Below are 14,478 nucleotides of genomic sequence, written 5' to 3'. Positions count from 1 at the left end.
GACGGGGCCGGCGCGGCCCCGTGGTCTTGCGGCCTTATCAGGAAGTGGTGATGGAGAAGATGCGCAGTGCCGGCTGGTTGGGCAAGGTGATGGAGATCAGGTTCTTGCCGCCAGGAAGAGGGAACTTGGCGTGCGAAAGGACGTGGTTGCCGCTTGCCTGCGCCTTGGCTTGGGTGTTGCTGTAGCTTGTGATGCTGGCGCTGCTGTCGCCGAACGCGCCGGGGTTGACGGTTTGCCAGTCGGGGAAGCCGAGCGTGACGGCGGCGCTGGTGCCGTCGCTGTAGTTCAGCGTCAGCGTGCCGGAGAGGTCGCCGCCGTTCGAGGCGCCGAGGAAGCCGATGTCGCTGCGGCCGACGGCGGAGTACGCGATGGTCTGGCCGCGCGCGACGATGCTGTCGAGCTGGCCGGCGCCGCCGCCGACCCAGTTGGTGAAGGTCTGGCCGTTGATCGTGACGCTGCCGCCTGCCACCACGCCGGCCGCGGCGAAGGCGTCGGCGGAATAGCTGCCGCAGCTGCTGTCGAAGCAGGCGGCGGTGGAGGCGTCGTCGTCGCTGATCGAGGTGGCGTTGCGGGCCTGGCGCCAGGCGCTGTAGGCGTTCGAGCTCGGATGCAGGCGGTACAGCACGGCGCTGGTCGCCGGCACGCTGGCCGAGATGGCGCCGCTGCTGGTGGTGACGGCCTTGGACCACAGGTCGGTGAGGCTGAACTGGGTCGCCGAGCTGCCCACGGCCAAGCCGGTGGTGGCGATGGTCTGGGCGTTGCTGGACTTGTTCAACAACAGCACGGCGTAGTCGCCGTTGGCCAGCGGCTTGGCGAACACCGAGGTGTTGGCGTCGTTGACGATGCGCTTGCCCTGCGCGCCGATCTGGTCCTGGCTGATGGCGATGACGTCGGCGTTGCCGGCGTCACTGACCAATTGCGGGGTGAGCCCGGTGGTGACGCCGACCTTGATGTTGAGCGGCGCGGCCAGCACGGCCCAGATGCTGAACTCGGATTGGCCCTGGGCCGTGGTCAGCGAACCCTTGCCCATGGCCAGCTGGTCGAGGTCGTTGAAGTGGCCGGCGCGGGCGTAGGCTGCGGCGCCGACCGCCTGGTCCACCGTGGTCAGCATCGCCGCCCAGGTGCTGCCGCCATTGTCGCCGCCGATGCGCCACTGCTGGGCGTACAAGGCCAGGCCGTTGAGCACCTTCTGGAACGCGGCGGTGCCGGTGGCGTTGTTGTTCCAGTTGAAGTAGGCGGCCGGCGACGGTGTCAGCACCATGTGGGTGCCGTAGGCGGTGTTGGCGGCATCGACCGCCTGCGCGGTTTGACGATAGGCGTCGACCGCGATGGTGGCGTCATTGTCGGTGGTGAGCGGCCAGCCGCTGGAAGTGTTGTTGATGTTGTAGCAGTAGTCGCTCTTGATATAGTCCACGCCCATGCTGGCGTAGTAGTTGGCGTCGCTGGTGAAGTAAGTGGGCCCGCTGGCGGCGTTCATCGCGGCGCCGCCATCGCAGGTCTTGCTGCCGCCGTCGGTGTAGATGCCGAACTTCAGTCCCTTGGCATGGACATAGTTGATGGTCGCCTGTATGCCCTGCGGGTATTTGCTCGGCGAGGCGATCGGGTGGCCGCTGGCGTCGCGCCCGCCGGTGCAGTTGGGCACGGCGGTCTTGGCGCTGTCCCAGTCGGTGCAATCGGTGCGGACCATCCAGTCGTCGTCGACCGCGACGTTGTTCCAGCCCTTGGCCGCCAGTCCCGTGCTGACCAGGCCATCGGCGACCTGGCGCACCAGGGCGTCGGTGGTCTCGCGCCACGAACCGGGGCGCACGACCATGCTCGGCACGCCCTGCAGGGTGTGGTCGGCGACATTGCCAGGCAACGAGACGGCATGCGCCGGCGTCGCCAGCGTGGCGAAACCGGACAGGGCGAGCTTGACGGCCAGGCCGATGCTGCGCGGCTGGAGGCTTGGTGCTACGTGAGACAATTGGTGCGTGCGCATAGTGATCCTCAATGAAAAACTTGGTTGGCTTTAAATTTCCTGGAATCGGGACGATGCATTTCGCCAGTCGTAGGCCATCGCTTCAATTCCCCTCTTGATTGAACCGTTGCTCGTTTTTGTAGGTTGGCGTCCCCTCCTTGTTGGATACCCGCTGGTCCACACACCTGTCCTTGCCGCCTCCGCCACCGGGGGCGGCGTGAATGATATCGAAGGTGTTAACGTTATCTGTTAACGTTAGCATATCAGCGAAAAAGCAAGCTGGTCAAGCTCTGGAACAGGATACGGCGCCGGAGCGTTGTTTCGGCGCGCCGTGGACCACCCAAATCAAGAGGACATCATGCAGGCCGTCATCGGTAATGCCGTGGCCAGCATCGGCGGCGGCCAGGGCATCGCCGTGATCTTCGAACGCTGCTGAACCGCTGTCGTGAAATGCGAAGTGCCCGTCATGAAATGAATGCGCGACGGGCCGCGGCGAATCCTATGATGGGTCATCGTCGACGCTGACCGGACACCATAAGTCCGGCTGTGTTCGACGACCCACACCATCAGGAGACAGCTCGATGCATATCACCACCACTGGCGCGCCGTCCGGCGTGGCCACGGCCGTTTTGCGCCATGCCCCTACCGTCCAAGGTCCCCGACTGGTCCGCCATGCGCTGGCCGCCGCGCTGTGCGCCATCGGCTGCGCGCAAGCGGCCGAGATCGCCACCGGCAACCCGGACCTGGCGGTCCGCTTCGACAACACCATCAAGTACAACTACGGCCATCGCCTCAGCGCGCAGAACCAGTCGCTGCTGAAGTCGGCCAACTTCGACGACGGCGACCGCAACTTCAACCAGGGTATGGTCTCGAACCGGGTCGATCTGTTGAGCGAACTCGATATCGTGTTCCAGCAGCGCATGGGGATGCGCATGTCGGCCGCGGCGTGGTACGACGCCGCCTACAGCAGCCTGGACAACACCAACGTCGCCAGCTCCAACCACCAGCAGGACGGCAAGCCGGCGCTCGGCCTGTCCGACTACACCAAGCGCTACCACCGCGCCTCGGGCGAGGTGCTGGATGCCTTCGTGTTCGGCAACTTCGAAGTGGCCGACATGCCGCTCAACGTCAAGCTGGGCCAGCACACGCTGTACTGGGGCGAGAGCCTGTTGACGCCGATCCACGGCGTCAGCTACGGCCAGTCGCCGGTCGACCTGCTGAAGGGCTACTCGGTGCCGGGCAGCGAGGTCAAGGAACTGTTCCTGCCGCGCCAGGCCGTGTCGGCGCAATTCTCGCCGACGGCCGAACTGGGCTTCGCGGCGCAGTACTTCTTCAACTGGAAGCCGGCGCGCCTGCCGGAATCGGGCTCCTTCCTGGGCTTCTTCGACTACGCCTTCCAGGGCGGTGAGTCATTCATCCTCGGCCCGCTGGGCGCGCCGGCCGCGCGCCGCGCCGACAGCCGCGCGCCGCAGTCGGGCGACTTCGGCGTCGCCACCCGTTGGAGCCCGGCCTGGCTGGACGGCACCGCCGGCCTGTACCTGCGCCGCACCTCCGACCTGCTGCCGCAGGCGAACGTGCGCCTGGTCGGCCTGCCGACCGCGCTGTTCGGCGCCTCGGGCGCGGCGCTGTGCAAGGGCTACATTCCCGGCGCGGCGGTGGCCGGCAACAACTGCCTGTTCTACCCGGGCCAGCTGACCGGCAACCAGTACCAACTCGAATACGCCAACGGCATCGACGTGCTGGGCCTGTCGCTGTCGAAGAGCATCGCCGGCGTGGCGATGGGCGCCGACCTGTCCTACCGCCGCAACATGCCGATCTACTCGACGCCGGCGCTGCTGATGCCGGTCGGGACCAACCCGGCCATCATCAATGCGTTGAATGCCAAGGTGGCGCCGCAACTGGTGGTCACCGCCGCCGGCCTGCCGCAGCAGGGCGAAGTGAGCGGTGCGCGCGGCAACACCATCCACGGCGTGCTGAACTTCCTCGGCACCACCGCCAGGACGCCGATCGCCGACGCCTCGACCTGGGCGGTGGAAGGGGTCTGGAACCGCCTCGGCAAGATCACCCAGGGCGCCCAGTTCTCGCGCAGCCGCGACGGCTACAACGGCGTCGACAAGGTCACGCGCGACTTCTTCTCGCTGGCCGCGACCTACACCTCGACCTGGTTCCAGGTGTTCCCCGGCGTGGACGTGTCGATGCCGCTCAGCTATTCGGTTGGCCTGAAGGGCAATTCCGCCGTGCAGGCGGGCGGCAACAAGGGCGCCGGCAACTACGCGGTCGGCGTGTCGTTCGACGTGCGCCAGAAGTACCGCTTCGACCTGAAGTATGTCGACTTCTTCGGCCCGCTGGTGACCGACCCGACCACCGGCGCCGTCACTTCCTACGGCGGCGTGACGTCGCTGCTCAAAGACCGTGGCTTCCTGGCCGCGACTTTCAAGACCACCTTCTGACTGGGTAGAGATCATGAACTTCAAACACACCATCATGCTGGCCGCGCTGCTGGCGGCCAGCGGCGCGCATGCCGCCGTCACGCCTGAAGAAGCCAAACAGCTGGGCGGCACGCTGACCGCGGTCGGCGCGGAAAAGGCCGGCAACAAGGACGGCACCATCCCCGAATACACGGGCGGGCTGGCCTCGCCGCCGGCGGCTTACGTCAAGGGCAGCGGCGTGCGTCCCGACCCGTTCGCGGGCGAGAAGCCGCGCCTGGTCATCACCGGCAAGAACCTGGCCGGCATTGAAGACAAGCTGACCGCCGGCACGCGCGAACTGCTCAAGCGCTATCCGGCCTTCCGCGTCGACGTCTACCCGACCCACCGCACCGTGGCGCTGCCGAAGGCGCAGCTGGACAACACCGCAAAAAATGCGCTCAACGCCAAGACCACCGACGGCGGCGTCGGCGTCGAGAACACGCTGTCCGGCGTGCCGTTCCCGATCCCCAAGACCGGCAACGAAGTGATGTGGAACCATCTGCTGCGCTACCAGGGGCACGCCTTCACCACCAAGTACGAATCGTGGAACGTCGATGCGTCCGGCACGCCGAGCCTGGCCACCGCCGGCGAGATCTTCGAGGAGTTCCCGCTGGCCGATCCGAAGCAGACCGAGGTCGCCAGGCAGAACGACGTCTTCTTCCGCACCAAGCTGACCTACCTGGCGCCGGCCCGCCGCGCCGGCGAAGGCTTGATGGCGTTCGACGCTGTCAACCCGGCCGTCCAGCCGAGGAAGGTATGGCAATACCTGCCGGGCCAGCGCCGCGTCAAGCTGGCGCCGGACGTGGCCTACGACACGCCCAACCCCGGCGCCGCCGGCGCCGCCACCTACGACGACGCCTGGATCTTCAACGGCGCGCTGGATCGCTACGACTTCAAGCTGGTCGGCAAGAAGGAGATGATCGTTCCTTACGGCGAGTACGCGCTGTTCGGCGCCAAGGTGGTCACCGACGTGGTCAAGCCGAATCACCTCAATCCCGACTTCGTGCGCTGGGAACTACACCGCGTGTGGGTGGTGGAGGCGACGCTGAAGCAGGGCAAACGCCACATCTACGGCAAGCGCACCTTCTACATCGACGAGGACAGCTGGGTGGCGCTGGCGTCGGACCAGTATGACGCGCGCGGCCAGTTGTACCGCTCATCGTTCGATCACCTGATCTATTCGTACGACGTGCAAGCCACCTACACCGGCAACCACGTGATCTACGACTTCATCAGCGGCGCCTATAACCTGACCGGCATGTCCGGCCCATACGGCGGCCTGAAATACATCGACCCGCTCAAGCCGATTCAATGGTCGCCTGAAGCGCTGGCCGGCGCCGGCGTGCGCTAGACCTTTTTATCCGTAGTTCCGTTTGCTGCCGGGGGTGCACGAGCACCGGCTAGTCCCGGCAGATTTTTTGCGAGTACGTTATGAACCGAATTTTCCGTTCGCTTGGTCTGGTCCTGCTGGCAGCTGCCGCCAATGCCGCTGCCGCGACGCCGGCCTTTGTCGATCCGCTCGACCTGCCGGCCCAGCCCAGCGCACTGGCGCAGCGCGCGCTGATCAACGGCGTGGCGCAGGCAGGCCGCCGGCTGGTGGCGGTGGGCCAGCGCGGCCATATCCTGCATTCCGACGACCAGGGCGCCAGCTGGCGCCAGGCGGCGGTGCCGATGTCCGGCGACCTGGTGGCGCTGACCTTCACCAACGCACGCGAGGGCTGGGCCGTCGGCCACGACGCCGCCGTGCTGCACACCGACGACGGCGGCGCCAGCTGGCAGCGCCAGTTCGACGGCCGCCGCGACGCGCAGGCCGGCGACAAGGCGCTGCTCGACATCTGGTTCGACGGCGCCGGCCACGGACTGGCGGTGGGCGCCTTCGGGCTGGCGCTGCGCAGCGACGACGCTGGCCGCAACTGGCGCCATTGCGAGGAGCTGCTGGACAACCCGCAAGCGCTGCACCTGAACGCGATCCGCGCCATCAACGGTGCGCTGTACATCGTCGGCGAACAAGGGCTGGTGCTGCGCCGCGCCGCCGGCGCCGAGCGCTTCGAAGTGCTGGCCACACCGTACAAGGGCAGCTTCTTCGGCATCACCGGCAACGCCAACGCGCTGGTGTTGTTCGGCCTGCGCGGCACCGCGCTGCGCAGCACCGACGCCGGCCGCAGCTGGCAACCCGTCGCCACCGGCACCCAGGTCGGCCTGACCGCCGGCGTGCAATTGCAAGACCACACGCTGCTGCTGGTGAGCCAATCCGGCCAGCTGCTGCGCAGCCGCGACGACGGCGCCAGTTTCGTAGCGCTGACCGGTGTCAAGCCCGGTTCGGCCGCAGCCGCGCTGCCGCTGGACGGCCAGCGCCTGCTGATCGGCGGCGTGCGCGGCCTGCGCGTGCAGCCGCTCGAACTTCACTAGAAAGACGACTATGGACATGAGATGCAATGGACCGGACCAGATGCCGGTCGTCCAGGAGCTGGCGCACTTCGACCGCCGCTCGGGCAACTGGCTGGAGCGGCTGGTCTTCAATAACCGCATGGCGATGGTGGTGCTGTGCGCGGTGGCGACCGTGGTGCTGGGCTGGCTGGCCGGCACGCGACTGAGCCTGAACGCCAGTTTCGAGAAGATGCTGCCGCAAGGGCAGCCCTACATCCAGAACTATTTGCAGCACAAGCCGGCCCTGCGTGGGCTGGGCAATGCGCTGCGGGTGGTGGTGGAAAATCCGCAGGGCGACATCTTCGAACCGCGCTACCTGGAATCGCTCAAGCAGGTCAACGACGCGCTGTTCCTGACGCCCGGCGTCGACCGCGCCTGGATGAAATCGATGTGGACGCCGTCGGTGCGCTGGACCGAGGTGACGGAGGAGGGCTTCCAGGGCGGCCCGGTGATGCCGGACGGGTATGACGGTTCGGCGCGCAGCGTCGAGCAGCTGAAGATCAACATCGCGCGCTCCGGCATCGTCGGCAGCCTGGTGGGCAACAACTACAAGTCCACCATGATCTTCGTGCCGCTGCTGGACAAGGATCCCGCCACCGGCGAGGCGATCGACTACCGCCAGCTGGCGCGCGCCATCGACCAGACGGTGCAGGCGCAGCAGAAGGGCGCCTATCCGGTAAAGATCCACGTGATCGGCTTCGCGGAGCTGATCGCCGAGCTATTGGCCGGCATGCAGCAGGTGCTGATGTACTTCGGCGCCGCCGCCGCCATCGCCACGCTGGTGATCTACGCCTACACGCGCTGCCTGCGTTCGACCACGCTGGTGGTGGTCTGCTCGCTGGTGGCGGTGCTGTGGCAACTGGGCCTGGTGGCGGCGCTGGGCTTCGCGCTCGATCCGTTCTCGATCCTGGTGCCGTTCCTGGTGTTCGCCATCGGCGTCTCGCACGGCGCGCAGAAGATGAATGGCATCATGCAGGACGTCGGCCGTGGCACGCACCGCTTGGTGGCGGCCCGCTACACTTTCCGCCGCCTATTCCTGGCCGGCCTGACCGCGCTGCTGGCCGACGCGGTGGGCTTCGCCGTGCTGATGACCATCGATATCCCCGTCATCCGCGACCTGGCGATGACCGCCAGTATCGGCGTGGCGGTGCTGATCTTCACCAACCTGCTGTTGCTGCCGGTGCTGCTGTCGTATGTGGGCGTGTCGCCCGCTGCGGCGGCGCGCACCATGCGCAGCGAGTCCGGCCCGCAGCGCGGCATGGCGGGCCTGTGGCAGGGGTTGGAGCGTTTCGCCACGCCGCGCTGGGCTGGCGTGACGGTGGCGGTGGCGTTGCTGCTGGCGGCGGGCGGCTACGCCGTCAGCCTGCAGCTGAAGATCGGCGACCTCGATCCGGGCGCGCCGGAGCTGCGCGCCGACTCGCGCTACAACCGCGACAACGCCTACATCACGGCCAACTATTCGCTGTCGTCCGACCAGTTCGCGGTGATGGTGGAGACGCCCAAGGAAGGCTGCCTCAAATACGAAACGCTGGTGGAGGCCGACCGCCTGGCCTGGACCCTGCAGCAGATTCCCGGCGTGCAGACCACGGTCTCGCTGGCCGACGCGGTGCGCCAGATCACGGCCGGCACCTCGGAGGGCAGTCCCAAGTGGCTGACGCTGTCGCGCAACCAGGACGTGCTCAATTACGGCGTCCAGCAAGCCTCGGTCAACAATCCGGAGTTGTTCGACCGCGCCTGCACGCTGATGCCGGTGATCGCCTACCTGTCCGACCACAAGGCGGAGACGCTGGAGCGCGTGACCGCGGCGGCGGCAGCCTTCGCCGCCGCCCACAGCACGCCGGAGCGCAAGTTCCTGCTGGCCGCCGGCAGCGCCGGCATCGAGGCCGCCACCAACATCGTCGTCAAGGAAGCCAACCACAAGATGCTGCTGTACGTGTACGCCGCCGTGATCGTGCTGTGCTGGGTCACCTTCCGCAGCTGGCGCGCGGTGCTGGTGGCGGTGCTGCCGCTGGTGCTGACCTCCATCCTGTGCGAGGCGCTGATGGTCATGCTGGGCATGGGCGTCAAGGTCGCGACCTTGCCGGTGATCGCGCTCGGTGTCGGCATCGGTGTCGACTACGCGCTGTACCTGGTGTCGGTGCAGTTGGCGCGCCAGCGCGCCGGCGACAGCCTGGCCGAAGCCTACCGCCACGCGCTGCAATTCACCGGCAAGGTGGTGGCGCTGGTCGGCGTGACGCTGGCCGCTGGCGTGGTGTGCTGGGCCTGGTCGCCGATCAAGTTCCAGGCCGACATGGGCATCCTGCTGACCTTCATGTTCACGCTGAACATGGTGGGCGCGCTGGTGCTGGTGCCGGCCCTGTCGCACTTCCTGCTGAGGAAAATGAAGTGAATTTCCGGATCAACCAATTGAAGCTATCAAGGAGTCGCAATGCAAGGTCTGATGCAGCATCAATCGTTGCTGGTGTCGTCGCTGATCGAACACGCCTGCCACAGCCACCCGGAACGCGAAATCATCTCGCGCACCTCCGAAGGTCCAGTCCAACGCAGTACCTACACCTCGGTCGCGCGGCGCGCGCGCCAGCTGGCCAACGCGCTGCTGCGCATGGGCGTCAAGCCGGGCGACCGGGTCGCCACGCTGGCCTGGAACGGCTACCGCCACATGGAGCTGTACTACGCGGTGGCCGGCATCGGCGCTGTGCTGCACACGATTAACCCGCGCCTGTTCCCGGAGCAGATCGAATACGTCGTCAACCATGCCGACGACCAGCTGCTGTTCTTCGACATCGGCTTCGCCGGCCTGGTGTCCGAGCTGATGCCGAAGATGAAAAGCCTGCGCAAGGTCTACGCGCTGACCGACCGCGCGCACATGCCGGCCATGCCGGACGTAGGCTGTTATGAAGAACTGATCGTCCGCGAAAGCGAACAATATACGTGGCCGCAGCTGGATGAGCACAGCGCGGCGGCGCTGTGCTACACCTCGGGCACCACCGGTCATCCCAAAGGCGTGCTGTACTCGCACCGCTCGACGGTGCTGCATGCGATGTCCGTGTGCGGCGCCGATGGCCTGGCCATCTCCGGCGCCGACACCGCGCTGGTGGTGGTGCCGATGTTCCATGTGAACGCCTGGGGCATGCCGTATGCGGGCGCCTTGTCCGGCGCGCGGCTGGTGTTCCCTGGGCCGCACCTGGACGGCGCCAGCGTCTACCAATTGATGCGCGATGAGCGCGTGACGGTGGCGCTGGGCGTGCCGACGGTGTGGCTGATGCTGTTCCGGCACGTGGAACAGCACAACCTCTTTCCGTTGCACGAACTTTGCCTGGAGCGCGTGGTGATCGGCGGTGCGGCGGCGCCGCTGTCGATGATCGAGACCTTCGAATCGCGCTTCGGCAGCGAAGTGCTGCACGCGTGGGGCATGACCGAGCTGTCGCCGCTGGGCACAGTGTGCCGGCCGATGCGCAAGCACGCCGGATTGCCGCAGGAAGCCTATCGACGCATGCAGATGAAGCAGGGCAGGCCGGTGTTCGGCATCACGCTGAAGATCATCGACGAGGATGGCAGGGCGCTGCCGCACGACGGCAAGGCGGCCGGCCGCCTGCTGGTGCGCGGCCCGTGGGTGGCCAGCGCCTACTTCGGCGGTCAGCCGGGCGAACTGCTGGACCCGGACGGCTACTTCGACACCGGCGACATCGCCACCATCGACATCGACGGCTACATGCTGATCACCGACCGCGCCAAGGACGTCATCAAGTCCGGCGGCGAATGGATCTCATCGATCGACCTGGAAAACGCGGCGATGGGCCATCCGGACGTGGCCGAGGCGGCGGTGATCGGCGTCGCCCATCCGACCTGGCAGGAACGCCCGCTGCTGATCGTGGTGCGCAAGCCGGGCCGCGAGGTCAGCGGCGCGGAGCTGCAAGCCTTCCTGGCGGCCAGGGTGGCGCGCTGGTGGTGTCCGGACGAAGTGGTGTTCGTCGAAAGACTGCCGCACACCGCCACCGGCAAGCTGCAAAAGATGGTGCTGCGCCAGCAGTTCCGCGACTACCGACTGAGCCAGCCGGCGCCGCCGCGCCGCGCCGCGCCGACCTTGCTGATCGTCCCCGGCCTGCGCGACCACGTGCCGCAGCACTGGCAAACCTTGCTGGCCGAGGCCACGCCCGGCGCCCGCATCGTGCCGCCGCTGGAGGTCGACGGACTCAATTGCGCGGCGCGGATAGCGGCGTTGGATCAGGCCATCGCCGCCATCGACGGTCCGGTGATCCTGGTGGCCCACAGCGCCGGCGTGCTGATGGTGGCCCACTGGGCCGCCAAACACCAGCGTCCTATCGCCGGCGCCTTGCTGGTCACGCCGCCGGACCTGGAGGCCGATTGGCCGGAGCCGTATCCGCGTCCGGCCGCGCTGGTGGCCAACGGCTGGGCGCCGCTGCCGCGCCAACGCCTGCCTTTCCCGGCGCTGGTGGCGGCCAGCAGCAACGATTATTTGGCCAGCCACCAGTCGGTGCGGGCAATGGCCGAAGACTGGGGCGCCGAGCTGGTGGAGCTGGGCGCGGTCGGCCACCTGAATCCGGCCGCCGGCTACGGCCCATGGCCGCGCGCGCAGGAACTGCTGGAACGTTTGCAAGCCAGTGTCGTGAAATGAAAAGACGCTGTCGCCCACTGCACGGTTTCCGCCGAATCGGCGGGACTATACTCATCAAAACAGAACGAGGAGATCAATGATGGCAAAGGCAGTCCGATTCAATAGTGCCGGCGGGCCGGAAGTGCTGTACCTGGCGGAGGTCGAAGTGGCCGATCCGGGTCCGGGCGAAGTGCGCATCCGCCACGTGGCGGTCGGCATCAACTATGCCGACACCTACTTCCGCAACGGTACCTATGCGATCCCGCTGCCGAACGGCATAGGCGTCGAAGCGGCCGGCGTGGTGGTGGCGTTGGGCGAGGGCGTCACCCACCTGGCGCTGGGCGACCGCGTCACCTACACCGGCTTTATCAACACCCTGGGCGCCTACAGCACCGAGCGCGTGATCTCCGCCGCGCCGCTGATCAAGCTGCCCGAGACCATCTCCTTTGAAGCGGCGGCCGCCGCCACCATGCGCGGCCTGACCTCGGCCTACCTGATGCGCCGCATCCGCGACTTCAAGCCGGGCGACACCGTCCTGCTGCACGCGGCGGCCGGCGGCGTTGGCCTGATCGTATCGCAATGGGCCAAGCTGCTGGGCGTGACCGTGATCGGCACCGTGTCCACCGCAGCCAAGGCGGAACTGGCGCTGGCCCACGGTTGCACCCATGTGATCAACTACAGCACCGAAAGCGTGGCCGAACGGGTGCGCGCATTGACCGGCGGTGTTGGCGTGGACGTGGTGTTCGACAGCGTCGGCAAGGACACCTTCACGGCGTCGCTCGATTCGCTGCGCAAGCGCGGCCTGCTGGTGTGCGTCGGCACCGCTTCCGGCCCGGTGCCGGCGTTCGACCCGGTGCTGCTGGCGATGAAAGGCTCGTTGTTCGTCACCCGCCCGGCGCTGGCCGACTACATCGCCGATCCGGCCGAGAAGGCGGCGCTGGCTGCCGAGCTGTTCGACCATGTCGGCAATGGCCGCATCAAGATCGAGATCAACCAGCACTATGCTCTGGAAGACGCGGTCCAGGCGCACCGAGACCTGGAAGCCCGCAAGACCACCGGTTCGTCGATTTTCGTGATCTGAGGAGAGCGCGATGCGAGTAGAACAACTGACTTGCGCCATCGGCGCCGAACTGCGCGAGGTGAACCTGGCCGACGCGCTCCACGACGACGGTCTGTTCGACGATATCCGCGAACTGCTGCTGCGCCACCGCGTGCTGTTCCTGCGCGGCCAGGACTTCAGCCGCGCCGAACACGTGGCCTTCGCGCGCCGCTTCGGCGAGTTGGAAGACCATCCGGTGGCCGGCAGCGATCCCGATCATCCTGGTCTGGTGCGCATCTACAAGAGCCCCGACCAGCCCAGCGACCGCTATGAAAACGCCTGGCACGCCGACGCTACCTGGCGCAACGCGCCGCAGTTCGGCGCCGTGCTGCGCTGCGTCGAGTGCCCGCCGGTGGGTGGCGACACTATGTGGGCCAACATGGCGCTGGCCTACGAGCGGCTGCCGGACGATATCAAGACCCGCATCGAAGGCCTGCGCGCGCGCCACAGCATCGAGGCCAGCTTCGGCGCCGCGATGCCGATCGAGAAGCGCCATGCATTGAAGGCGCAGTTCCCGGACGCCGAACATCCGGTGGTGCGCATCCATCCGGAGACGGGCGAGAAGATCTTGTTCGTCAACGCCTTCACCACCCACATCAGCAACTATCACACGCCCGATCGCGTGCGCTACGGCCAGGACGCCAATCCCGGCGCCAGCCAGTTGTTGAGCTATCTGATCAGCCAGGCCTACATCCCCGAGTACCAGGTGCGCTGGCGCTGGCAACCGGACAGCGTGGCGATCTGGGACAACCGTTCGACCCAGCACTACGCCGTCATGGACTATCCGCCGTGCCATCGCAAGATGGAACGGGCCGGCATCGTCGGCGACATCCCCTACTAAAAATACAGGAGCACAGCATGCAATTTCTCGACGATTCCCTGCACCCCGAGAACCAGGACAAGGTAGTCATCACCACCGCGCCGTATGGCCCGGAGTGGGCGCCGGAAGACTTCCCCGAAGATATCCCGGTGACGATGGAAGAACAGATCCAGAAGGCGGTCGACTGCTACAACGCCGGCGCCACCGTGCTGCACCTGCATGTGCGCGAACTCGATGGCAAGGGCAGCAAGCGCCTGTCCAAGTTCAATGAGCTGATCGCCGGCGTGCGCGCCCGCGTGCCGGACATGATCATCCAGGTTGGCGGCTCGATCTCGTTCGCACCGGAAGACGACGGCCAGGCCGCCAAGTGGCTCAGCGACGACACCCGCCACATGCTGGCCGACCTGGACCCGAAGCCGGACCAGGTGACGGTGGCGATCAACACCACCCAGATGAACATCATGGAGCTGCTGTATCCCGAGTACCTGGAAGGCACCTCGCTGGCCTCGCCGATGATGCACGCGGCCTACAGCGAAATGACGGTGCCGGCCGGCCCGGCCTGGGTGGCCGAGCACCTGAAGCGCCTGCAGGCCTCCGGCATCCAGCCGCACTTCCAGCTGACCGGCATGCACGCGCTGGAGACGCTGGACCGCCTGGTGCGCAAGGGCGTCTACACCGGCCCATTGAACCTGACCTGGATCGGCATCGGCGGCGGTTTCGACGGCCCCAATCCGTTCAACTTCATGGACTTCATCCGCCGCGCGCCGGACGGCGCCTGCATCACGGCCGAATCGCTGCTGAAGAACGTCCTGCCGTTCAACATGATGGCGATGGCGATGGGCATGCACCCGCGCTGCGGCACCGAGGACACCTTGATCGGCCAGCTGGGCCAACGCATGACCTCCGTGCAGCAGATCGAGCAGTGCGTGCGCGTGGCGCGGGAACTGGGGCGCGAGATCGCCAGCGGCAAGGACGCGCGCGAGATCTACCGCATCGGCGTGCAGTACAAGGATGCCGAGGAAACCCTGCGCATGAACGGCATGGCGCCGAACCGCAAGCGCGGCCAGAAAAACGTACCCCTGCGGACCTGAA

9 protein-coding genes are annotated in these 14,478 nt (G+C 66.8%); 8 read left to right on the top strand and 1 reads right to left on the bottom strand.

What is annotated here, in order from left to right; all coding sequences use genetic code 11:
• Positions 1 to 37: 37 nt before the first annotated feature.
• Positions 38 to 1,978: a glycoside hydrolase family 27 protein gene (locus AC07OK_RS01320; protein WP_494688613.1), complete on the bottom strand. Its 1,941-nt coding sequence runs from the start codon at positions 1,976 to 1,978 to the stop codon at positions 38 to 40.
• 560 nt (positions 1,979 to 2,538) lie between these two features.
• Here AC07OK_RS01320 and AC07OK_RS01315 point away from each other — a divergent pair.
• The 8 genes from AC07OK_RS01315 (at position 2,539) to AC07OK_RS01280 (ending at position 14,477) form a co-directional block, all read left to right on the top strand.
• Positions 2,539 to 4,407 (top strand): DUF1302 domain-containing protein, encoded by a 1,869-nt coding sequence (locus AC07OK_RS01315; protein ID WP_494688612.1) that lies wholly within the window; start codon positions 2,539 to 2,541, stop codon positions 4,405 to 4,407.
• 13 nt (positions 4,408 to 4,420) lie between these two features.
• Complete coding sequence (locus AC07OK_RS01310; protein ID WP_494688611.1) at positions 4,421 to 5,776, top strand: DUF1329 domain-containing protein; 1,356 nt, start codon at positions 4,421 to 4,423, stop codon at positions 5,774 to 5,776.
• Positions 5,777 to 5,856: 80 nt separating this feature from the next.
• Positions 5,857 to 6,834 (top strand): WD40/YVTN/BNR-like repeat-containing protein, encoded by a 978-nt coding sequence (locus tag AC07OK_RS01305; protein ID WP_494688610.1) that lies wholly within the window; start codon positions 5,857 to 5,859, stop codon positions 6,832 to 6,834.
• 16 nt (positions 6,835 to 6,850) lie between these two features.
• Positions 6,851 to 9,241, top strand: coding sequence for an efflux RND transporter permease subunit (locus AC07OK_RS01300; protein ID WP_494688609.1), 2,391 nt, complete (start codon positions 6,851 to 6,853; stop codon positions 9,239 to 9,241).
• Between the two features lie 39 nt (positions 9,242 to 9,280).
• Positions 9,281 to 11,488, top strand: a complete 2,208-nt coding sequence (locus AC07OK_RS01295) for a long-chain-fatty-acid--CoA ligase (RefSeq protein ID WP_494688608.1) — start codon at positions 9,281 to 9,283, stop codon at positions 11,486 to 11,488.
• Positions 11,489 to 11,567: 79 nt separating this feature from the next.
• Positions 11,568 to 12,548, top strand: coding sequence for a quinone oxidoreductase family protein (locus AC07OK_RS01290; protein ID WP_494689018.1), 981 nt, complete (start codon positions 11,568 to 11,570; stop codon positions 12,546 to 12,548).
• Positions 12,549 to 12,558: 10 nt separating this feature from the next.
• Entirely contained in the window at positions 12,559 to 13,407 is an 849-nt protein-coding gene (locus AC07OK_RS01285) for a TauD/TfdA dioxygenase family protein (protein ID WP_494688607.1), read from the top strand.
• Between the two features lie 17 nt (positions 13,408 to 13,424).
• Positions 13,425 to 14,477, top strand: a complete 1,053-nt coding sequence (locus AC07OK_RS01280; protein WP_494688606.1) for a beta-keto acid cleavage family enzyme — start codon at positions 13,425 to 13,427, stop codon at positions 14,475 to 14,477.
• Position 14,478 lies beyond the last annotated feature (1 nt).

The organism is Duganella sp. GW821-FHT07G03 (assembly GCF_059418605.1).
This window is presented reverse-complemented; position numbering and strand designations above follow the sequence as displayed.

What these genes read in the sequence shown, in the direction of transcription:
- AC07OK_RS01320 (WP_494688613.1), bottom strand. Translation starts at nt 1,978, where the DNA reads ATGCGCACGCACCAATTGTCTCACGTAGCACCAAGCCTCCAGCCGCGC.
- AC07OK_RS01315 (WP_494688612.1), top strand. Translation starts at nt 2,539, where the DNA reads ATGCATATCACCACCACTGGCGCGCCGTCCGGCGTGGCCACGGCCGTT.
- AC07OK_RS01310 (WP_494688611.1), top strand. Translation starts at nt 4,421, where the DNA reads ATGAACTTCAAACACACCATCATGCTGGCCGCGCTGCTGGCGGCCAGC.
- AC07OK_RS01305 (WP_494688610.1), top strand. Translation starts at nt 5,857, where the DNA reads ATGAACCGAATTTTCCGTTCGCTTGGTCTGGTCCTGCTGGCAGCTGCC.
- AC07OK_RS01300 (WP_494688609.1), top strand. Translation starts at nt 6,851, where the DNA reads ATGAGATGCAATGGACCGGACCAGATGCCGGTCGTCCAGGAGCTGGCG.
- AC07OK_RS01295 (WP_494688608.1), top strand. Translation starts at nt 9,281, where the DNA reads ATGCAAGGTCTGATGCAGCATCAATCGTTGCTGGTGTCGTCGCTGATC.
- AC07OK_RS01290 (WP_494689018.1), top strand. Translation starts at nt 11,568, where the DNA reads ATGGCAAAGGCAGTCCGATTCAATAGTGCCGGCGGGCCGGAAGTGCTG.
- AC07OK_RS01285 (WP_494688607.1), top strand. Translation starts at nt 12,559, where the DNA reads ATGCGAGTAGAACAACTGACTTGCGCCATCGGCGCCGAACTGCGCGAG.
- AC07OK_RS01280 (WP_494688606.1), top strand. Translation starts at nt 13,425, where the DNA reads ATGCAATTTCTCGACGATTCCCTGCACCCCGAGAACCAGGACAAGGTA.